This is a genomic window from Clostridium sp. DFI.1.208 (assembly GCF_024463855.1).
Classification (GTDB): domain Bacteria; phylum Bacillota_I; class Bacilli_A; order Erysipelotrichales; family Erysipelotrichaceae; genus Clostridium_AQ.
Genome location: NZ_JANGCA010000026.1, coordinates 42,462 through 64,858, shown reverse-complemented (window position 1 = coordinate 64,858; position 22,397 = coordinate 42,462). Strand labels below are relative to the sequence as shown.

Sequence of the window (22,397 nt, the reverse complement as noted above, 5' to 3'; positions counted from 1 at the left end):
ATCAGGATGAGCAGGAAGAAGATCCCTGCCATGATGAGCATGCACAGTCTCGTCTTTTTGATGATCGCCTGCTTCATCTCCTGTAGCCAGAGCGTCCTGCTTTTCAGCTGTTCCTGCTTCTTCCTCAGTTCCCTTGTGGATTCTTCGCAAACCATGCGGTTATCTCCTTCTCTGTTGCATTGTCCTTCAATACTGCTTTTACTTCGCCATCCTTGATATAGTAAACGCTTGGGGAAAGGCTGAGGCTCATCGTCTCATTGATGATGCTCATCCCCTCATCCATCGCCTTCTTCTCTTTGTCCCCCTCCGGCTGTACGATCCGGGAGGTATTCAATACAAGGATCTCTCTTTTATCCTGATCGCTGTATTTCTTTAGTTTCTTTGAAAAGGAAGCATTGTAGCGATCCTCTCTGGCATGATACAGATAGAAGCTTTCTTTGTTTTTCAGCTTCTTCCCCAATACGGTGATGCTCGTATCCTGCAGATACTCCCCCAGTGTCAGTGGATAGGTATCCGCTTCCTCTTTGATCTTCTTTCCTTCCAGGAGTCCGCAATCGATCATGTAATTCTGCCATGCGAGCTCACTCATCACACCCTGCTCTGTTTTCTTCATCTTTCCATCCTTGAAATAGAAGAACTGCGGCGTGCTTCCGCTGAAGGCAGGGATGAGCTTCTGGATATCCCGGAAGGCCTGATCGGTATCCGCTATCTTCTCTCCCTGTTCATCCAGCTTCAGCTCCACGATATCGATGTCCTCATGGGTACGGGAAAAAGGGAGGATGGTTCGTTCCATCAGCGAACAGTCGCTGCAGGAATTCTGGGAGACCATGAGGATGAAGGTGCTCTTCTCCCCGATCTTTCGCTCCAACTCCTTCAGCCTGATCTGATCCAGCTGAACATCCTCTTTCGTCAACAGCATATCCGAATCGCCGCAGCCACTCATCACCAGACACAGACTCAATACTGCCAATAATTTTTTAAACATCCATATCCCTCTTCCTTTTTCAATGCTTGAACCGTTAAGCTCACAGATCAGCTTCCTGACAGGTTTTGCACTTCCCAGTAATTTCCACAAATCCTGTCTTTTTATATATTGTCAAATCTAGCTTTTCATGGTACTATCTCTACGCCTACAGTAACCTACTGTAGGTAATCGGCTGTTTATGCATATAGCTCTCTGAGCTGTGCCATATTCAGTTTTTTTATTTCTCTCGACATTTGAAAGTCACTCACATGTGTGTAAACATCGGCAGTGATCTGTGTCGAGGAATGTCCCAGTATCTGACTGCACACCTTCAGACTCATCTGTGCTTCCATGGCTCTCGTCGCAAAGGTATGCCGCAGACTGTGAAAATGGATATCCGTTATCGATAATTCCCTCATACATCGATTGAAATAAAAACGAATCATCTTCGGTTCCATGGGGTTCCCTCTGGTATTTATAAAGAGTGGTGCCTTTTTTCTTTTATGCATGGATGGCATGGTGGTCAGGTAGGTATATAAAGCCCTGTACAGATCATCGTTCATAGGAACAAAACGTTCTTTTCCGTTTTTTGTTTTTCCATAGATAAGCTTGCTATGCAGGTTTCCCTGTGCATCCGTTACCGGAAATCTGTTCAAGGATCGCTGAATATGGATTTTTCGATGCTCCAGGTCGATATCCCCTACCTGAAGACCGGCGATTTCTCCGATTCGCAGTCCTGCATATTCTCCAAGTAACACCGGCAATAGAGAATTTTCCTTCCATGTCGGATCAACGACCTCGCTTATAGACTGCTGCTCCTCAACCGTCAGCGTCCTTTGCGCCTTTTGCTCTTTCTGCGGCAGGACAACAGCCTGACACGGATCGTATTCCAGATAGCCCATAGCCACAGCTTTTCGCAGGGCTCTGCTGAGAACCTGAAACTGCTCAGATACCGTCTTCCTTGATAACCCACCATTTTGATCAAGTCTTCCTTTGGTAAGCTGGTGGTTTACGAAATACTGAATCATTACCGTCCTCAATTCCTTTAAATGATAATCACCCAGCAGCGGGCAGATATGCGACAGGATATAAGAGCGGAAATTCATACAGGTAGAGGGTCTGCATTGCGGCAAAATAAAGCTCTCCAGCCAGAACAACAGCCATTCCTCTAGTGTCGGATCATAGAAAAAGGGTTTCTCATTGCTTTCCAATGCAGCCAGCTCAGCTGGATCGATAATACGTTTTGACATAGTTAAACCATCCTTTCGATAGACAAAAAAAGACCCTCCATCTGTAAAATGGAAGCCATGACGAAAACACCTTTTATAAAAGGGCACCGTATTGTTCCATATAATATTCAGATAAAGAATCAACGCGCTGATCTGGAAGGAAAAACAAATCCGCACAAAATGTAAGGATTTAAACATAATATGACATAAAATAGCCTGAAAATCCTTTACATCATGTGACGAAAGTGTTATAAATATAACGTAGACAGACAAACATTCACTACAGTAGGTTACTGTAAGAAGCGGCTGGGCCGCTTCTTTTTTTCATGTGTCATGGCATCCGTTGTCTGTATAATATCACATTTGTAGAAAGTAAAAGCATCGAAAAATACCCTTAAAAAAGGGGTTCGTAAAAGATTTAGTTAAAAAAAACAACATGATTTCTCATGTCATTTCATAAACATTTTCTTCAGCTCTCTGCGATTGTGTATATCTAATTTTCGATAGAGCTTTTTCATATAGGAAGCAATCGTATTCTCTCTTAATCCACTGACCTCAGCCATCTCCTTACGGCTATATCCCTTTAAGACATAATCGACCAGCTCCAGCTCTCTTTCTGTCAGGCCATAGCTGTTATAATCGCGATGCTCCTCGAGCAGGCGTTTCAGCTTTCTCCATTTCCAGCTGTTGCTGCAGGAAAGAAAAACATCCTTACCTATTTCCAGAATTACCGTCATGATACCATCCGGCTGACAGATTTTGATGATATGCCGGACATCCTCTAAAAGCATGTCCTGTTGATTCTCCGCATTCATCAGTATACAGTGAAACAGCAGTGCATATATCATTCCAAACATTTGTCTGGTTTCATGTGACTGACTTTCCAGCAGAGATGCGACAACACGTAGCTTTGCATAATTTCGGATTTTGATCAAATACATCCCATAGACAACTGATGAATATAAGATTGCTCCCTGCAGTAAATCTCCTTCTCTGCCCTCCCGTATCCATTCTGCAACGCTTTCGCATTGATCGGATAGAATATATAAATAGGCCTGCGCAAGATCGATTTCCGAAAGGAGCGGTGGCAGGGTCACCTTTTCGCGCAGCGCAGACAGCTGCTGATGAACAAATTGCAGCAATGTCTGATCTCGCAGATGATAAGCAGCTCTTCCAATCGTGAACAGCGAGGATACACAAATCCATTTCTGACGGTAATGCTCGGCAATGTAGTACGCTTCCCACGCGGTATGTATGCTCTCTGTGAAACGGCCACTTTCCAACTGCTGTTCAGCGGCTGCCTGTTCCTTTAAGCCGCCGTTTGAATTATTGGTTATTTCATAATAGTAGTGAAGATCCTTGTGTATGATATTGATGATTCGCTGGATATCTCCCGGTTTTCTATGATATAAAAACAGATTGTGCGGACTGCCGAAGGTTGATATGATTTCCGGATTTCCGATGCGGGAGGTTTGATTACGCAGAAGCGTTTTTGACCGTTTAAAATAGCGGCTCATCTCATGTAAATTATTATAGCGGGAGTATGCCAGTATCAGCTCTACCTCACCCTGTAACAGCTTTTCATCCCCATGCAGGCAACCACTTTGCAAAGCGTGAAGAAAGCCCTCCAGCAGCTGTTTTCCATAGAATATATCCTGCAGGTTATTGAAATTATCCATGATGGCATGCAGCCATGCATACGGATAATCAACGTACAGCTCCATCGGTACCATCTGGTATATATTCCGCATTAAATCGGCATCATAATCCGCAAAGTTTTTGCTTTCATATAATTCCAGCAGCTGCAGTATTTTTTTATAATCCTTTAACAGATACAGCTGACGCAGACAATTCAGAATATCTCCGCTGCTTTCATAATAATCCGCTATCTTGCGATAGAGATGACTTGGATTTTTCTCATATGTAAGAAATTTGTCATAAAGAAAATCCCGAAATATCGGCGTATACGTGAAATGGCGGGTAGCCCTGTCCGCCTGTACGAACCAGTGAAAATTCATCATCCAGGTCAATATTTTCATGATGCCGGTATCCACACACAAGGCCTCAATAAGCTGGGTATTGAAATGCTCGGGAACTGACAGCACAGCCAGACTCTGCCGCTGGGCCTGATTCAGCTGCCGGTAAATATATACATCAAATAACGGGAACAGCTGCATATCCGGATGCAGCGTGCGTACAGCTCCATATTCCTCCAGCAGCGCATGTACACCAACCGTCCATCCGCAGGTAGCTCTCAGGATATCCCGTACTTCCCGTTCATCAATGCATATCTGATTCACAGCTGCCAGCTTCTGAACATCGGCAAACTGAAACCGCAGCATCGTCGTGGGAATCAGCAGCGCCCATCTGTATAGCTCCGAATTAAAAAAAGAGGGAATTCCTGACGCAAGCAGTATGAGCCTGCAGCTATGTTCCCTCCGTTCGTATACCTCCATGATTTGTCTGTCCAGTATATGATTGCGATATTGATCCAGTATGATAATATCATACCTGCCGCTCTCTATACTTTTCTGAAAAATCTCCCCAAGCTGTTTACGATTTTTCTTATGCATATGAATCCAACAGCACCTTTCTTTTCGATTATGCAGAAAGGCAGCGATTGCTGTTGTCTTGCCAAAGCCGTCCGGTCCGTAGATACAAATCAGCGGATAGGAGTCCATATGCTTCAGCATTGCATTAAGTTGTTTTCTGGCAATCTGTCTCATATTCCTTCACCTATACCATTATAGCGTATATTGCAAGGAATTCAAAAACAAATTATTACCTTTTTATGTATATCCGCAAAAAATCAGCTTCTGAATTTATCAGAAATCCGATTGTGTGAAATTGCTTTCCTGATTGCTATCGTTTTGCTTTTTTCAGAATGACGCGGACAGACTCCCTCGCTAAAAAAACAACGGCCCTTTGCATGATCAGAGCCGCTGTAAGCTAACGAATAGAGAAATAGATACCAAATACGAGAGAGATGAAGAGAATCAGAACGAGTGCAGTTACAATCAATACAGACAGCTGTCCTTCTTTTTTTATTTCCTTCAGTGCACGCTTCAAAGAGAAGGTATTCCACTGGAAATATTTTCTCAATGACAGGATCATCAGAATCGCTGAGATAAAGTTCATCAGGACGAATTGTCCGACGGTCATCAGAAGCAGATTTACACGTACACTTTCCACATGCTGGGGAACCTCGAGATCCTTCAGGAAATGCTTGAGTACATACCAGACATACAGATTGGCCGTACAGATCATAAACCCGGTGATAACGATTGGACTTTTGCTGATCAGCTCCTCATAGGATTTACCGCTCAGGCTTGCGAAAGAAGCGACATATACCAGAAATAATACGACCATGGCAACACATGCATACTTCGCATAGCGGATATAACGGAAATTGCCTGTTACTGCTAGCTTGTTTTTCTGTCGGATAACGTCTCTTCTTTTCATACTGACTCCTCCTGCAATGGATGCCATATGCTCATCTCCTCTATTATGGTTAGTCTAAATGCAGATAATCCTTTACTTTTGTTGTGATGTTTACAACACGAACGCCATATATTACCTGAACAGAGTTCTTTCCACGTACAACGCCGATAGCCTCCAGATAATTTTTCCAGCTTGCATCCGGTGCAATCAGGGAATCATCCTTGACAGTTACACGAAGCCGGCTGGCACAGCAGGTTACAGTTTCAATATTGTCCGCTCCCCCAAGAGCTTCAATAATGCGTACCTCCAATGCGTCCTCAGGTGCAGCAGCTGCATTCGCTACATCCTTGCCGCTGTTTTTGATTTCATTGTATTCTTTTTTGCTCATCAGCTTGATTTCACTCTCATCATCACGACCAGGTGTTTTCAGGTTGAATTTCGTAATTGCGAATTTGAATGCGAAGTAATATACGATAAAGGTTACAGGAAGCAGCCACAATGCGCTCATGGCATGTACCTTCTGCGGCTGGAACAGGTTTGGAATCATGAAGAACAATGCTGTTCCGTTGATGGAAATATTCGTAATTTCCGCTGCCACATAGCACAGACCGCACAATGGTGCATATACCAGCCAGTACAGTGCAGGTGCAACGAACAGGAAGGTATACTCGATTGGCTCTGAAATTCCAACCATCGCCAGTGTGAAGACAGATGGCACCAGCAGTGATGCTACCTTCTTCTTATTTTCTGGTTTTGCACAGCGATACATTGCAAATGCGGCACCGGGCAGACCAGCCAGCTGGAACAGCAGACGTCCGTTGGTGAAGTTTCTTGTAATATAGCCGGTTGCGCTTGCGCTTGCAGCCTGACCGTTGATAATGTTTTTAACACCTTCGTACATTACACCATCGATCATCATCGTACCGCCGACCTTTGTATATTCAATCGGGAAGGCAATCAGATGGTGAATACCAAATGGCAGCAGCATCTTATCCAGTGTACCGAACACGAAGGTTCCCAGCAAACCGCTTGTACGGATGAAGCCGGTGATGCTCTGCAAAGCACCTGCGACATACGGCCATACATAGTAGAAGGCGATTGCCAGTGGAATGGAAGCAAGAGCAACCATAATAATGACGAATTTTGTACCTGCGAAGAATCCGAACATTGCCGGCAGCTTTGTATCAACGAATTTGTTGTGCAATCCTGCGGCAATCAGACCGGTAACGATACCGGAGAAGATTCCCATGTTGTATGAATAAATCCCCAAAGAGCTTGACCATAAAGCATTGAAGTTCAAGGCAGCCTGCTGTGTATAGCCGCTTTTTACCAGTGCGTCGACGGTTGTTGTTTCAGCGGTCCATCCTTCCAGTGCAGCCCATCCTTCAATTCCTCTCATAAAGCAGAAGAATAAGATCAGACCCGCAAATGCTGCCCATCCTTTCTCCTTCTTGGCAAGAGTGAAGGCAATCGCCACGGCGAACCATAGCTGCAGGTTGTTCATAAACATGAATCCCAAATTGGTGATCATGGTGAACAGGTTGTACAGGATGTTTCCTTCTGGCAGAATGTAGTTTGTAAATGCACTACCGATACCTACGAAGAAACCAACGAGTACAAGCAGGATGATTGGAACCATCATTGCCCCGGCAAATGTCTGAAGTTTTGCCTGAATGTTTTTCATAGCTTGTTCCTCCTTTGTTTACGCTTTCATTTTAGCATGTCCGCCAATTTGAAAAAGAATGCAATGAGTCACGGTAATTCATTATTATTGTGGTAATTTTTCATCACCCTTTTGTACATGCCAGTTCCACAAGTGCTTCGTAGTAGATTTCACTTGCCTTTAACAGCGATTCCACAGGCATACATTCATTCGGCATATGCGGGCGGGGGTCCTCCTTTGGGAAGGTCGCACCAAAGGCCACTCCATGATCCAGAACGCGGGCATAGGAGGCTCCTCCCTTGGTGAACACTTCAGCCTCTTCCTTCATAACCTTGTAATATGCCTTTTTCAGACTCTGAATCAGTGTGCTGTCCGGTTCAACATACAGCAGACGCTTATGGCGAAGCACCTCGAGATCACAGCCGTAATGCAGTGCCATCTGACGTAATACATGGAGAAGCTTTTGCTCATCCCTCGTCCGTACATAACGCACATCCACACACAGCTCCAGTTTTTCCGCCTGTGTATTCAGGGACATCAGACAGACGGAACTGCAGCCCATCGCGGCATCCTCATGATACAGCCCGCTTTTCTTACCATAGAAATCATCCAGAAAAAGCTCATACACCATATTCACCATCGAATACAGAGAGCTTGTTTTATCAAGGTGTCCGTGGAAATCCTTAACAAATTTGAAGATGGCATTATCGCCGCGCTGCGGATTGCGGGAAAGTGCACGCACACCACGATAGGTGATTTTTATGCCATCCGGCATAACCTCAATCAGATTGGTACGCTCTATAAAGCTGATATCTCTGTCCTTGGGAACGATTACCTGCAAATCATCGCAGACGATATGCAGACGCTCCTTGCAATGCAGACGGATATCCGCATCTGCATCCAGCAAAAAGCGTACCTGCAAAATTCCCTTTTCTCCATTTACGATAGGAAAGTTGCCATCCGGAGAAAAGCCGCAAATCGGTTGCGGGTTGTGTTTGAAATAATGCTCCATACACTCCCATGTTGTTTCCTCAGCCCCTCCGGCGATAAGGCGAATCGGATGATACAGTGTACGCCCCTCCTGCTTGATCCGCATCATGGCATATAACGCAGCCAGCAGCGGTCCCTTATCATCGTTGACTCCACGGCCATACAGCATGCCGTTTTCCTCCCGCATTTGAAAGGGATCGCTGTGCCAGAAGGCACGCTCCCCTGCTTCCACCACATCCAGATGAGCGAGCACTCCGATATAATCATCTCCCTCACCAAGCTGGGCATCTACAGCATAGCCGTCAAAATCACGGACGATAAAGCCCTCCCGCTGTGCAAGCTGCAGGAAGACATCCATTGCATGACGAATTGCTTCGCCAAAGGGAGCGGATGCTCGTGCCGTGGTCATATCACGCACGGACGGTATTTCCACCAGCTGCTTCAAATCCTGCAGCAGCTGCTTGGTACTTTCTGTTGTATACTTGTTAGATTTCATTGTATTGTACCTCCTTCAATGGTTATAAATTCCACATAAAATTCCCGCTGTCATTCTTGACAGAACAGCGTTTCACACGTATAGTTGCAAGTGAAAGCGAGGGTGCACGCTTATGAATAAACGAATCATGAAAATCGTGGATGTTCTGCTGAAGCAGGACGCCTATATTACGATTGATAAAATCTCTGAAGAGCTTGCTGTTTCCAACAAGACGATTCGCAACGACCTTCAGATCGTGGATCAGTATCTTGAAGAAAACAACCTCAAGCTGATTAAAAAAACCGGCGTCGGTATCCGTATTGACGGTAAGGTCAAGGATAAGCTGCATGTACTGGAAAGTGTGCGGGAGAAAAACAAAACGCTTGCGGATTATTCTCCTCAGGCTCGTAAAATTTTTATCGGTATGCAGCTGAGTGCCTTTGACAGCTGCCGCATTTATGAGCTGAGTGAACAGCTGTTTGTATCCCGTGCCACCATTCATAAGGATATTCTGTCCTTAACCAAAGATTTGGAAACCTTTAAAATTGCATTACACCGGAAAAACAACAACGGCATCAGCATGGAGGGCAAGGAAAAAAATATCCGTAATTTCCTGCTGGAGCTGATGCTGCGGGACAACGGCTACCAGATGTTTATTGATATCATACGACGTGAGGATTACCGCTGTGACGGCTCCTATGTGTTCCCGGGTTTGGAGGTTACCGATGACGAGGTTAAGGATTTTACCGACTGCATTCTACGCTCCGGCAATCCGTATATCAATTCTCTGACCTTTCCCTCCATGGTGCTTGTTCTGCTGCGCATGTTTGTCACCTATCTGCGCATTCAGGACCGCCACATTGTGCACCTTTCGGATTCCTTCATAGAGGATTTGCGAAAGGAGCCATTTTATAAGGAAGCACGCGAGCTATGCGACCGACTGGCAAATCATTACCGACTGCAGATTCCGGATGTGGAAATACGCTATCTTCAGGTTTATTTTCTTGCCCTGCAAAACAGCCGCGATCTGAGTGAACAGGAACAGCAGGAGGCACGCATGCTGAGTGATGCCCTGCTTACCTCATGGAGTGAACAGCTGCATCTGCCCTTTGACAGGGATGAAGAGCTGCGCCAGTCTGTATACGACCATCTGTGTCCTGCCATTATCCGTTTTCGTCATGGTATTCCCAATGAAAATCCGCTGATGCAGGAAATACATTCTCTTTATGAGCGTACCTTTCAGGTAGCCAGAAACAGTGTTTCCGTCATCGAAGAGCATTTCCACTGTAAGGTGAGCGATGATGAGGTTGGCTTTCTCGCATTGCACCTGGCAGCCTCGTTGGAAAATATGAAGCAGCCGCTGAGAACCATACTGGTAGCTCACGGTGGTGTGGGAGCCGGAAACCTGCTGCGCAGAAAGCTCAGTGCACAGATACCGGAAATCGACATTATTTCCCAGGAAACGTTCTTTTCCATCTATGAGTGTGATATCAGCAATGTCGATTTGATCATCAGCACGCTGGAGCTCAATCTGCATACAGACATTACCATACTACAGGTCAATTCTCTGTTGCATGATTACGATATCCTTCGCTTAAAGGATGTGATCCGGGAATATTACAAGGTGAAAAACGATCCCTATAATTTTAAATCGGTAGCACAGGAATAAATTATATCCCTTGCTTGCTGGAATCCTGTATAGTAAGGCATAGAACAGATATTCGCTGCTTGCAGGTGCATATCCAATCAAGCGATAAGCCCTGTCGCTGCATGCAAAACAGCACAAGGGCTAACAGTAAGGAACAGCCTATTTTGTGCAAATGAAAATCGGGAAGCTGTGATTCTATTGATATACAATAAAATCATACTTCCCTTTTTATATCCCCTGAAGTGAACCAGCCGTTTGACCGCCAAGTTATTGTGGCAGGGTGTAGGTTACGGCTACACTTTCTCCGCCCTTGACCTCGACTGGCTCCTCTCTGCGGAATTCCGCATAGCTGTCCTTATTTGTAAAGATAACAATAACACTCAGATCATATCCCTTTGATAACAGATAATCACGATCCATTTTCAATAACGGCTCGCCCTTCTCCACAGCCTTGCCCTGCTCGCACAGACAGGTAAAGCCGTTTCCGTTTTCATTTACCGTATCAATTCCGACATGAATCAGAATTTCCATACCGTTTTTCAACGTCAGACCAACCGCATGATTGCTGGGGAACAGCATGGTTATATCTGCATCTGCACATGCATAAATGGTATCGCCTGTAGATGCAATGGCAAAGCCGTCTCCCATCATCTTCTGAGAAAATACAGGATCCTTTACATCCTCAATCGGAATCAGTGTTCCATCCACAACAGCAAGGAGCTCTTCCCTGCTTTTTTCTTTTTTTCTAAAGCCGAACATATGTCATACCTCCTGATGAAATATTTATTACAAGTATATCTTACCTGTTTCCTGTGTGCATTACAATCATTTCACTGTTATTTTCGTAGCCTTTTCTATGTGGTAATTTCTTACAGCAATGTTTATAAATTGCCTTATTGATACGGATGGCGTTTCCACATCCTGCGATTGCGGAAGTTTAGCGAAGTAGCGTACAATAAGGGTGCGAAAAGAAGGAGGAACTTACTTATGAAACATATCAAAATTGCAGCTGGCCTTGCACACGTTAATTATGGCAGAATTGCCGATTTGGTAAAGGAAGTCAGTGATGCCGGAGTTGACTATATCCATTCCGATGCAGCTGACATGCACGATTTACAAAACATGAAGCTGATGGGTGGTCATCAGATTATTGCAGGTATACGCCCGGAAACAGATAAGCCGATCGAATGCCACATTTATACCGTTAGTATGGACAGAATGTTCATTGAACAGATTGACGAAGCAGGAGCTAATATGCTGATTATACCTGCGGAGCACTTTATCGGGGCGCAGCTGGCATATATCATCAACTGGTGTCGTGAACGCAACATCAAGGTTGGTCTGACACTGGGATGCTATACACCGCTATGCTTTGTCGAGGAAAGCATTTACGATATCGATCGTTTGCACATCGTAACGCACGGTGTGGATGAAACCGATGGAAAAGACAACTGGGGATGGAGAAAAAGTGCCATTGATCTTGTACAGCGTGCACGCAAGATGATTGATGAAAAGAATCCAAAATGTGAGCTGGCAGTAGACGGCGGTCTTCGTGCCGATAATATGGACAAGCTGATTGCATGCAATCCGGATGTCATCGTTCTGTCCAGTGCAATTTTCAAGGATCCAGATGGAGCAGCAGCTGGTGTGAAGAAATGCAGAGCCGCAATCGATGCAGCAGCAGAAACATACGGTCTTGAATAATACAAAGAACTCTCCCGCTGAGAGTTCTTTTAAAGAAAGCTCCATCCTGACACTTGTCAAGGATTATGGATGGATCACGTTTGCTGCTGCTATTACCGCTGTTGCGGTTAATTTCTTCTTCACCTCAACCGGACTTGCACCGGGTGGAATCACCGGGCTTTCTCTGGTTTGCTCCACCGTATTTGGTATTCCGGTTTCCACGATGTCCCTTTGTATTTCCATACCGCTGCTGATCTTATCCACCATCGTACTGGGGAAAAGCTTCGGTATCAAAACGTTATACATCACTCTGGCAACACCGCTGTTTATGAAACTGATTCCCTCCCTTCATACAACACAGTTCCTTCTGGATATTCATCCGCTTCTGGAATTGGCGGTTGCGGGAGTTCTTGGAGGGCTGCTGGTCGGTGCTGCCATTGGCATTGCCTTAAACCACGCCTGTGCAACCGGAGGCACGGATGTCATAGCGCTTTTAATTCAATACGTCTTTAAATTCCTAAAGGTCAGTGTGATTCTGTTCTTTCTGGATGGCTCTGTTGTAATCGCCTCCGGTGTAATCACACAGAATGCATTGATTTCCGTATTCAGCTTTATATCCCTGATGGTCATCATTCAGACAATCAGCTTTGTGACAAAGCATAAGCTGAGCGCATAAATTGCACAGGAACGAGCCGTTTGTATACGGCTTTTTCTTTTTCGTTTATCAAAATCCCTGAAATTACTTCCTTCCTGCCATTCGCTTCTTCATCTGAATGCTTATCGAATATGAGCTGAATTAGCAATAGAAAATGCAGAAAGAATCATTGGAAAATTGCCCTTCTTATTATTATATCTGAAAGCGGATAAGCGCCTTGTCTATGGCGTCGGCTTCTTGCACTTTGTTAATGCTCCTCATCTGTGATATGTTTCCTTTGTCTGCTGCTGATTGGAAGGACGAGATGAAAAGCTTGACATCCTCTGGAATACTTTTACACTAAAGGTAAGAAATTCTGTCACAAATCGTACATACCGCCGTCTAATTATATGAAGAGTGAAGGAGGCTGATATCATGCAGCAGGAAGAATTAAACAAACGAATCGAGCAGGCAGTTCAGGGAGACCGCCTTGCCTTAGAGGAGGTTCTGGCAGAAATACAGGATATGGTATTCAATCTGTCACTGCGTATGCTGGGAACCATAGTGGATGCACAGGATGCCGCTCAGGAAATCCTCATTAAGGTTATGACCAGTATTTCCACCTTTCGCAGGGAAAGTAAATTTCAAACCTGGGTATATCGCATTGCAGTGAACTATCTGATGGATGTAAAAAGCACCATGTTCGCAGCTCACCCCCTGGATTTTGATTTCTATGCGAATGATCTGCGGGCAAGCTATGTGCCGGATGAAGAGGAAGCCCTGACAGGCTGTACGAAGGAGGAGGCCGCAAGAGAGCTGAAGCTCTCCTGTACCAATGTCATGCTGCAATGTCTGAAGCCGCAGGATCGCTGCATTTATATTCTCGGGACAATGTTTCATATCGACAGTAAAAGCGCTGCAGAAATTCTGGATATGACCCCGGAAGCATACCGGCAGCGGCTATCACGGGCAAGAAAGCGCATGGCTTCCTTTTTGAGCACCTATTGCGGTGCAGTATCCAATGGATTCTGCCAGTGTGATAAACGGATTCCCTATGCAGTGATGACACAGCGTCTTCAACCACAGAATCTGGAATACAGCAGACTGAAAACATTGGATAAGCGTATCCTGAATGAATTCTGTGATCATATGGAAGAGCTGGAGGAGATTATGGACAGCTTCGATCAGCTGCCTGCCTTTCGCTGTACAGTGGATGCCAAGCATCTGTTAAAGGAGCTGGTGGAATCAGAGCTTATGAAAAAGGTTCAGAACGCAAAGGAGGTTGCCTGATATGAGTATCATGATGAAATATTTGCGACAGCTTCAAAAAAACAATAACCGGGAGTGGTTTCAGAGTCATAAAGAGCTGCGAAAGGCAGCGGAAGCGGAGTTTGAGGAGCTTTTACAGGAGCTGATGGAGCGCATAGCATGCTTCGATTCCTCCATTACCGGCTTTGCGCCGAAAGAGCTGACGTTCAAACAGGTGCGGGATACCCGATTCAGTAAGGATAAAACACCGTATCTGCCAGCCTTCCGTGCTCATATCTCCGCAAAGGGTAAGCTTCCCATCCCGGTCGGATATTATGTTCATCTGATGCCGGATGATCAAAGCTTTCTGGGAGGAGGCCTGTTTGCGGATATATTTAAGGACGCTACAGCTATGATGCGGGATGCGATTGCCGCAAAACCGGAAGAATTTGCCGCCATTATTGACGCGCCTGCATTTCAGGAGCGCTTTACCATCACAGGCACGAAGCTGAAGCGCGTTCCAAAGGGGTATGATCCTGACCACCCCATGGCTTCCTATCTTTGCCATAAAAGCTGGTGTCTGGAATATCCACTCATGGATGATGAGGTGGAGGACCGCAAGAAATTTCTCACACTAGCCTGCCCCCTGTTTCAGGCAATGAAGCCGTTTCATGATTTTATGAATACAGCATTGCAGGATTTTCAGTTTCCACAGCGATAGCATGCAGATCTGCAAATATAAATGAAGCTTTTACAAAGGCGTACGCTTCCTATTAGATGATGCTTTTTAAAATCTATATAAGAGGACTGCCTCCTGATGGTATGCACAGGTCATCACCGGGCCTTACAGTTTACGCAGTGCTAGCACACACATGATCAACGAGGCTATAAAAGTGCCTTTAAAACAATCTACAGAAGCAGAAGCATCCATCATCAACGCATGATGGAAGCCTCTGCTTTTTCATGATTGCGCGCAGGCTTACAACAGTCAGAGATTTTCCAATGAATTAGTTAGGTCGCTGCTTCGTCAAAGCCGGATGCATTCCGGAAGCCGCAATCCCCTGAAACTGTGCCAGCATTTTTTCCCATGCCGTATGTAAATTCTCATCCAGCTGGAACAGACCGGAATTGCCCACGATGAACACCTCAACCCCTGCCTCGCGCAGCTCCTGAAAGGTTGCTGCATTGCAGGAGCCATCCACTTCAATGAGATAACGATAGCCATGCTGTAGCTTAAGTGCTCTCGCTTCTTTTATCTTATCCAGCATTTCACGAATAAAAGCCTGTCCGGCAAAGCCCGGATCAACACTCATAATGGTGATTTTATCAATCAAATGCAGGTAATGCTGAATATAGGACAAAGGCGTTGCCGGATTCAGTACAATACCGGCTTTGCACCCAAGCGCATGAATTTTATGTAGGATGCGAAAGGCATCCGTGTTGATGGTTTCTGCATGCGGTGAAATAAAGGCAGCACCTGCCTGTGCAAGCATAGTGATATAGTCATCTGGATGGGTCACCATTAAATGACAATCCAGTGGTATACTGCTGACGCGGGCTACTGCTTTGACAAAATCCGGAGATAATGTAATATTTCTAACAAAATGACCGTCCATAATATCAATGTGATAAAAATCGGCATGCATATTTAAGATTTGTATCTGCTCTCTGATTTTCAATAAATCCATGCACATGAGAGACGGACTAAACATAGGCTCCATAAACATATCCTCCTTTTACGTAAACGTTTACGTATGTACTCTTTTGAAAGCTCACCTACGTGAGCTCAGGTTGATTCTCTTACACAAAGAGAAACCGGTATGATAAATTCTTGCTTTTCCAGCTCATGATGAATCCGCTTCAGCAGCGCATCTCCTGCCGCTTCTGCCATCCGCTCTGTATTTTGCGTAATCGTCGTCAGTGCCGGATGACAGAACTGCGAAATAGAAACATTGTCAAAGCCAACGATTTTCACCTGTTTAGGCACATGGATCTGCTGTGCATGCAATGCGTGCAGACAAGCCAGTGCCATATTGTCGTTGGTTGCAAACACACCGTCAAAGAAGCAGCCATCCTTCTGAATCAGCTGCGTGACCGTATCGAATACACTTGTATAATCGCTTTTCGTCATGATTTCCCAGGATTCCTGAAACGGTATTCCCGCTTCCTCCAAAGCTTCCAGATAACCGCTTCTTCTCTGCCGAATTGTCGATGCCTTCTTCTGATCTCTTAAAAACAAAATTCTGCGGCACTGTTTTTCTATCAATTCTCTGGCAGCAAGATATCCGCCCTGCCGATTATCCGAATGTACAAAGATGTGCACATCCTCCGGCTTACGATCAATATAGACAATCGGTATGGAAAACGCGGATTCCTGTATCGGGTTTGCATTTTTCCCCGAGATATAAATAATGCCCTCAACCTGTTGCTCCTTAAGATTACGGATATGCAGCTGCTCGATTTCGATATCCTCATGGGAATCACATATCAAAACGGAATACTGATGCCGGAGGAAGAACAGCTCCAGATAACGGATGATCCTCGCAAAAAATTCATTGGTGATATCCGGTACGATAACACCGATATTTCTGCTTCTCTGCGTCCGCAGCCCCTGTGCATTTTTATTAAGCTGAAAGCCATATTCCGCAATAACCCTGCGTACACGTGTTTCCGTTTCCTTGGAATATCCACCCTTTTCATGCAGTACGCGCGATACTGTGGCGGTCGATACCTGCGCCAGACGTGCGATATCAATGATATTATACTTATGCTGTTCCAAATCGATACCTCCTTTACGTAAACGTTTAACTAACTTCATGTATATCATAGCCAAAATTACAAAGGTTGTCAATACAGAAATAGCAGGAAGAAGACAAAGCGGCTTTATCGCAGTGCAATGCACCGACCTAACATAGATAACAATACCCTTCATATGAGGAACCTATTCATCGCTACAGCTTAGAGGAAATCAAAAAGCTGCCCTATCGTAAGAGGAAGTTCAGCTATGGCAAAACAGGCTAGTACCACTTATCGTTGTGCTGTCTCTTTCAGATATTAACTTAGATACCCTATAAATATGAAATACAGGTATGTGAAGCTATGCTTCTGTACCTTCCGCTGTCTGGTGTTTATATCGCAGTGTCTTAGTTGAACAAAATCGAAGTAAAAATTGTTGAAAAAACAGCTTCCCTGCCTGAGTTTTCAGTTTGCGATTTCTCTACAGTATTTCTTTTCTTGTGTTTACCTTTAAATTTCATCAGTAGAGGTCTGCACATAAAACAGTATAAACGGGAAAGCGGATGTATATTTCTAATACGCCAGTAATTTAATCGTGAGCAGGAAAAAGAATCAGGACATCACGAAAATGATGAAGCTGATTCTTTTGATTCCTTTGTACTGTGATTACAGCCGTATCGTAGATAAAAACGAAACATCAGAAATAAACTGTCATTGCGTTTGTGTGGGGTTCATCGTGCCAAGGAAAGACTGTATACAGAGCTTACGTAATACCAGATTCGACGATTTGTACGATTCCGTCTAGTGTCTTGCTTTCTTTCCCTGTACAAGTGCCGTATCCTGTATCCTGACTGCATGCATCGTCCTGCTTTCCAGGCGAAAACAGTACAGGATATGAAGCAGACAAAGTACTGCAGCAATCAGAACCAGAAAGCTCAGCTTTATAATAAACCACAGCAGAAAAAAGAGAAGCAAGGCAAAAGATAAAGCGTGCAGCTTTATACTTACCTCGATAACCGCGCACGTTTTCCAATAGGTACTGCTGTGTGTATCACATCTGTGAAAGATGAATTGCAGCAGGTGATCTGCCCCCCTCTGGTATTGCATCAGCATCAGCTGTCCCGGTGTGAATTTCAGATTGGGAAACAGCTTACTCAGAATCATTTCCCGATGCAGCTTACGTCTCATGCATACTGGAAGGAGGATCCATAATCCGATGATCACACTCAGACAAAACAGCAGTAGTATCGGCCACAGACTGGCAAATGCCGCACTCCACTCTTTCCCATTCAAAATACAGAAAACGAGAAAGATTGGAACAAGCCGCTTTGTAGCATTGACGATCGTAATGGTTCCCATCGCTGCCAGATAGCCCTGTGATGATTTATAGCAGCCGTAAAGAAAGCCTGTCAGATACAGCAGCTGTATACAGAGCAGAAAGCTGAGAAAAGATGATGTGATCGTTTTCTGTATGACTGCATATACCCCAATCCCAATAGCAGCGGCAGGGAGCTGAAACAGCAATAGCACGAACAGCTTACAGAGATAGCCTTTACGGCAGGTAAGTGGAAAAGCCAGAAGTGTCTGCCAGGAAAGCGGCGGCTCTTCCTCCCATGCGATTTGATAAAAAATGCTGAGAAACAGAAAGGCTGCCATGCATGCCGCTGCCTGTATCCGCTGATCCTGCGACGGTGCAAACATGCTGTCGCCTGTTGTCGTAATGCTGCTTATGCCGCCGATATAGATATAGGCAAGCAAAGCGGCAGGAATCAGGTACTGCCATTTTCGACTGCGCAGAATTCGGAGAAGCTCATAGCGAATCATACAGCTTCCTCCTCCGGCTGAAAATACTGCATGATTTTCCTATGGTCTTTCGTATCCAGAACCAAATGACGTCCATCCAGTGCCAGCAGTCGATCCACAACAGGTAGCATGCCGGCTGAGGTATGGCTGGTAATCAGAAATACCGTATCCTGACACTTCCTGCGAATCAGCTCACACAAGCATTCACTGCTTTTCGCATCTATGGCAACAAACGGCTCATCCATGATAATCACATCCGCATTGCTAAGCAGTATACAGGCAATGCCCGCCTTCTGCTGCTGACCCGAGCTGCACTGGTCCATGCGTTGTTTTAGATAATCAATGGACAGTGCCTGCAAAACCTCCTGTACAGCCGCATCCTGTAAATCCAGATCCTTACCATGAAAGCTGCGGTAGAAATACCGTAAATTTTCCAAAACAGTCAGATGGCGATACAAAGGATGAACAAATGGCAGATAACCAATCGTCATGCCATCCCGTACAAGGCTGCCATACTCCGGTGGCAGAAACCCACATAATACGTTTAACAGGGTACTCTTCCCTGCTCCGTTTTTCCCGGTCAGCAGAATACATCCGTCTCCCTGCTGAATCGTAAGGTCCAAATCCTCTAAAATCCATTCTGTATCATAGGAAAAACAAACCTTATTCAGAACAATCTGTTTCATCATGCTTTCTCCTTTCATCAAATAGGCTGCGCACCTTCCGTCCTCCTATATAAAGCAAATAATCCAGAGGACTTTCCAGGTAGGGAGAAGCCTTTCCAATAACATAAAATACATGAACAAGCAGCACTACACCAATCACGACATAGAGCATATTTTCATTATCAAGCAGAAATGTCGCAAGCATGACCTCCACAACAATGAAGGAAGAAACACTGCGCTTATTGGGTTGCGGTTCCTGAACGTCTTCCCATGCTTCCTCCATCTCCTGATCCACAGACTGAAGCAGCTCTGTGTCGTTCTCCTCCAGCAGCTCCGCAATCCGTTGCATATAAAAATTTTGCAGCTCACACTGCGCAAGCTTTTTCTCCAGCTGTTCCTTTTGCGTATCCAGCAGCTGCAGGTTTTTCTCCTGCAGCAAGTGACTGATATCCGCAAGGGAGACATCCATTCTTCGCAATATTTTTATCTGCATTAAAATACGGACATGCTCCTGTGTATAACAGCGGTAGCCGCTGTCATCCCGAAAAACCTGTAACATTCCTTTTTTTTCATACAGATTGATTGCTTTCTTGCTTAATCCGGTTATATCCGCAATCTCCTGAATTCTCATACCATATCACCTCATGTTTGAGCTTATTGTACAGCAGTCCCCAGGGGAACGGTCAATAGCTTATGCGTAATTTATGCAAATTTAATACCGGATGCGGGATTGCGGGAAAACAGCCTTATCACCAGCAGGTGAAGCGGTATAAGCCGAATATAAAAAAACCGCCTGTAAAAGAGTATATTCTCTTACAGACGATGATGTATTTCTCTTATAATACTAAGGAAGGCGCACTGTACACACGGCCAGCCATTTCATTATCCAGCATGTACAGACTCTTTGGATCTGTACCGAATAATTCAAATTTCTTCACCATATCCTCCGCATTCTTTTCTTCCTCACCCTGTTCCTTTACGAACCAGTCGAGAAATTGCATCGTGCGATAGTCCTTCACCTGATGTGCTGCGTCATAGATGGTATTGATCAGGCTGGTTACATAGCGTTCATGCTCCAATGCAAATTCCAGCGGATCCTTTAAGGCAGTACATACTTTATCCGGTTTGTTCACCTGTTCCAGTGTGATGTGTTCTCCATTATTCTGCATATACTGCAGAAGCAGCATCGCATGGTCGCGTTCCTCCTGCGTCTGAATCCTGTACCAGTTCGCAAAGCCATCCAGCCCCTGCTCCTGATAATAGAGAGAGAAATCCAGATACAGATATGCAGAGTACAGCTCCTTATTGATCTGATCATTCAGCAATTCTGATACTTTTTTATCAAGCATAATCATACCTCCTGTGTCTTATAGTACAAGTATACGCTGTGTGGTTTGAATTCGGAAGTACCTTTTTACATTTTTTACAAATTGTGACGGCTGTATGACTACTCCTTCGCGCGCTCTACCTTCAGCTTTTTCCCCTTGATGGTTTTCTGACGCAGTGCATGCAGCACCTGCAATCCCTTACCATGCAGGATATCCACATAAGACTGATGATCCTGTACCTGAATAACACCGATATCATCGCCACAGACGCCCTCTATCTCACAGATGGCCCCAACGATATCACCGGGACGAATTTTCTTGGTCTTCCCTCCGCCAAGATACAGCTTCATCGTATCCTTGCGCAGCTCCTTCCCTTTTTCCTCTTTTTGAGATTTCGGAGTGCCCAGCTTTCTCAATGTCTCAGCGTCCGCAATCACAGCTGCAAGCTCATTGCAGTCATGAAATTCCAGTGCATTGCCCAGATATTCCTCCAGCTCCTGAAGGCGGAAATCATCATATTGTGAAACAAAGGTTATCGCGGTTCCGCTGCGATCCAGACGTGCAGAGCGGCCGATACGATGTATGTAGGTTTCTTTTTTATTTGGCATATCGTAATTGATTATATGCGTAACATCCTGTATATCAATACCTCTTGCGGCAACATCTGTTGCGGTTAGTATACGCAGCTTTCCCAGACGGAAATCCTTCATGTTTTCCAGTCGATCCTCCTGCAGCATACCGCCGTGCAGCTGATCAACACTGATTCCCTTATCATACAGCATACGGCATATTTCGCGGACATGCTCCTGTGTCTTTGCGAAGATGATACAGGATTCGGGAAGCTCCTTGCATAACAGCTTCAGCAGTGCCTGCGGCTTCTCGTGTTCCTTCATACGGTATGCATAATGATGCATCTGCTCACTGACGGAGGTCTGCGACTCGATTTCCACAGATGCCGGCTGCTTCAGGAAGTCATGGGCAAGCTCCTGTATTTCCTGTGGCAGTGTTGCGGAGAACATGCAGACAGACGCGGTTTTCGGAAGATGGAAGAATATCTTTTGTACGGTTTCAATGAACCCCATATTCAGCATTTCATCCGCTTCATCGATAATGATATAGCGAATCCTGTCGGTGCGCAGAGTTCCCTGCTCCAGATGGTCGAGCACTCTTCCCGGTGTTCCTGCGACAACGTGTGTCCGCTGCTTTAAATCCTGTGCCTGAAAACGGAAGGGCTGCTTTCCGAATACAGCTGCCGTCTTAATGCGCTTATAGGCACCGATGTTATCAAATTCTCCCTTGATCTGCAGGGCAAGCTCTCTGGTCGGACTCAGTACCAGAGCCTGAGGCGAGCGTTCCTCCCAAATCAAATCCTGTATAACAGGTATCGCAAAGGATGCGGTCTTTCCACTTCCTGTTCTGGATTTCACCAGAATATCCTTTTTTTCCAGCATGAGCGGTATGACAGCCTCCTGTACCGGCAGCGGACTTTGATAGCCCAATGTATGCAGCGCCTCACAGATGGAGGCATCCAGCTTATAATCTTCAAATTTCATGTTTATCACCTATATGTTTCAGCTTTCCTACCTATTATACGGGATAACGTATGGAAACGCAAAGACAGGATACAGGAAATATTACAAAACTGTAATCTTGCTGTAAGCAGAAACACACGACAAACCTGTGTGCATACGATATAATGCAGATAGAAAGAAGGAGGAGATGGAGATGAAAAAACTGTTGAGCTGGATTGGCACTGCGCTCTGTTTGGCATTCTTTGGATATCATGCCTGAACATCTGATTTGACATCTTTCCTTTTTCATTGCAAGAGGCGCCAAAAGGCGCTTTTTTATTGCTTTCCTATTTTCTGCCATCACCACAAATGAAATAAC

19 protein-coding genes are annotated in these 22,397 nt (G+C 45.1%); 5 read left to right on the top strand and 14 right to left on the bottom strand.

Annotated features, from left to right (window positions below):
• Nucleotides 1–124: 124 nt before the first annotated feature.
• From NE665_RS14115 to NE665_RS14090, 6 genes are all read right to left on the bottom strand, one after another.
• Entirely contained in the window at nucleotides 125–985 is an 861-nt protein-coding gene (locus NE665_RS14115; RefSeq protein ID WP_256302556.1) for a thioredoxin family protein, read from the bottom strand.
• Nucleotides 986–1,161: 176 nt separating this feature from the next.
• Nucleotides 1,162–2,214, bottom strand: a complete 1,053-nt coding sequence (locus NE665_RS14110) for a site-specific integrase (RefSeq protein WP_181968922.1) — start codon at nucleotides 2,212–2,214, stop codon at nucleotides 1,162–1,164.
• 428 nt (nucleotides 2,215–2,642) lie between these two features.
• Complete coding sequence (locus tag NE665_RS14105; protein ID WP_117443993.1) at nucleotides 2,643–4,919, bottom strand: LuxR C-terminal-related transcriptional regulator; 2,277 nt, start codon at nucleotides 4,917–4,919, stop codon at nucleotides 2,643–2,645.
• Nucleotides 4,920–5,142: 223 nt separating this feature from the next.
• On the bottom strand, nucleotides 5,143–5,655 hold the full coding sequence (locus tag NE665_RS14100; RefSeq protein WP_233104763.1) for a hypothetical protein: 513 nt from the start codon (nucleotides 5,653–5,655) through the stop codon (nucleotides 5,143–5,145).
• Between the two features lie 49 nt (nucleotides 5,656–5,704).
• Nucleotides 5,705–7,318: a PTS transporter subunit EIIC gene (locus NE665_RS14095; protein ID WP_117443995.1), complete on the bottom strand. Its 1,614-nt coding sequence runs from the start codon at nucleotides 7,316–7,318 to the stop codon at nucleotides 5,705–5,707.
• A 103-nt stretch (nucleotides 7,319–7,421) separates the two neighbouring features.
• The gene (locus NE665_RS14090) at nucleotides 7,422–8,783 is read right to left on the bottom strand and encodes a Sapep family Mn(2+)-dependent dipeptidase (protein ID WP_117443996.1); all 1,362 of its coding nucleotides are present in this window, start codon (nucleotides 8,781–8,783) and stop codon (nucleotides 7,422–7,424) included.
• A gap of 112 nt (nucleotides 8,784–8,895) precedes the next feature.
• Here NE665_RS14090 and NE665_RS14085 point away from each other — a divergent pair, with 112 nt between their 5' ends.
• On the top strand, nucleotides 8,896–10,431 hold the full coding sequence (locus tag NE665_RS14085) for a transcription antiterminator (RefSeq protein ID WP_117443997.1): 1,536 nt from the start codon (nucleotides 8,896–8,898) through the stop codon (nucleotides 10,429–10,431).
• A 246-nt stretch (nucleotides 10,432–10,677) separates the two neighbouring features.
• On the opposite strand, the gene NE665_RS14080 is transcribed toward NE665_RS14085, so the two are convergent.
• Entirely contained in the window at nucleotides 10,678–11,169 is a 492-nt protein-coding gene (locus tag NE665_RS14080; protein WP_117443998.1) for a PTS glucose transporter subunit IIA, read from the bottom strand.
• 228 nt (nucleotides 11,170–11,397) lie between these two features.
• Here NE665_RS14080 and NE665_RS14075 point away from each other — a divergent pair, with 228 nt between their 5' ends.
• From NE665_RS14075 to NE665_RS14060, 4 genes are all read left to right on the top strand, one after another.
• Nucleotides 11,398–12,114 (top strand): pentose-5-phosphate 3-epimerase, encoded by a 717-nt coding sequence (locus NE665_RS14075; protein ID WP_117443999.1) that lies wholly within the window; start codon nucleotides 11,398–11,400, stop codon nucleotides 12,112–12,114.
• Nucleotides 12,083–12,769, top strand: coding sequence for a YitT family protein (locus NE665_RS14070; protein ID WP_117444032.1), 687 nt, complete (start codon nucleotides 12,083–12,085; stop codon nucleotides 12,767–12,769). Before NE665_RS14075 ends, NE665_RS14070 begins: the two co-directional genes overlap by 32 nt.
• Nucleotides 12,770–13,162: 393 nt before the next feature.
• A complete protein-coding gene (locus NE665_RS14065) occupies nucleotides 13,163–14,017 on the top strand; it encodes an RNA polymerase sigma factor (RefSeq protein WP_117444000.1) in 855 nt (284 codons plus the stop codon).
• A gap of 1 nt (nucleotide 14,018) precedes the next feature.
• A complete protein-coding gene (locus NE665_RS14060; protein WP_117444001.1) occupies nucleotides 14,019–14,696 on the top strand; it encodes a DUF2461 domain-containing protein in 678 nt (225 codons plus the stop codon).
• Nucleotides 14,697–14,982: 286 nt separating this feature from the next.
• On the opposite strand, the gene alsE is transcribed toward NE665_RS14060, so the two are convergent.
• The 7 genes from alsE to NE665_RS14025 form a co-directional block, all read right to left on the bottom strand.
• On the bottom strand, nucleotides 14,983–15,696 hold the full coding sequence (gene alsE / locus NE665_RS14055; RefSeq protein WP_117444002.1) for a D-allulose 6-phosphate 3-epimerase: 714 nt from the start codon (nucleotides 15,694–15,696) through the stop codon (nucleotides 14,983–14,985).
• Between the two features lie 65 nt (nucleotides 15,697–15,761).
• Nucleotides 15,762–16,754 carry a LacI family DNA-binding transcriptional regulator gene (locus tag NE665_RS14050; RefSeq protein WP_117444003.1) on the bottom strand — a complete coding sequence of 331 codons (993 nt, stop codon included), beginning with the start codon at nucleotides 16,752–16,754 and terminating at the stop codon, nucleotides 15,762–15,764.
• Between the two features lie 758 nt (nucleotides 16,755–17,512).
• Nucleotides 17,513–18,535, bottom strand: coding sequence for a hypothetical protein (locus NE665_RS14045; protein WP_117444004.1), 1,023 nt, complete (start codon nucleotides 18,533–18,535; stop codon nucleotides 17,513–17,515).
• Nucleotides 18,532–19,200 (bottom strand): ABC transporter ATP-binding protein, encoded by a 669-nt coding sequence (locus NE665_RS14040; RefSeq protein ID WP_117444005.1) that lies wholly within the window; start codon nucleotides 19,198–19,200, stop codon nucleotides 18,532–18,534. The genes NE665_RS14045 and NE665_RS14040 overlap by 4 nt, the downstream gene beginning before the upstream one ends.
• Nucleotides 19,178–19,810, bottom strand: a complete 633-nt coding sequence (locus tag NE665_RS14035; protein ID WP_117444006.1) for a MerR family transcriptional regulator — start codon at nucleotides 19,808–19,810, stop codon at nucleotides 19,178–19,180. The genes NE665_RS14040 and NE665_RS14035 overlap by 23 nt, the downstream gene beginning before the upstream one ends.
• 205 nt (nucleotides 19,811–20,015) lie before the next feature.
• The gene (locus tag NE665_RS14030) at nucleotides 20,016–20,528 is read right to left on the bottom strand and encodes a ferritin (protein WP_117444007.1); all 513 of its coding nucleotides are present in this window, start codon (nucleotides 20,526–20,528) and stop codon (nucleotides 20,016–20,018) included.
• Between the two features lie 98 nt (nucleotides 20,529–20,626).
• Nucleotides 20,627–22,060 carry a DEAD/DEAH box helicase gene (locus NE665_RS14025; protein WP_117444008.1) on the bottom strand — a complete coding sequence of 478 codons (1,434 nt, stop codon included), beginning with the start codon at nucleotides 22,058–22,060 and terminating at the stop codon, nucleotides 20,627–20,629.
• Between the last annotated feature and the right edge of the window lie 337 nt (nucleotides 22,061–22,397).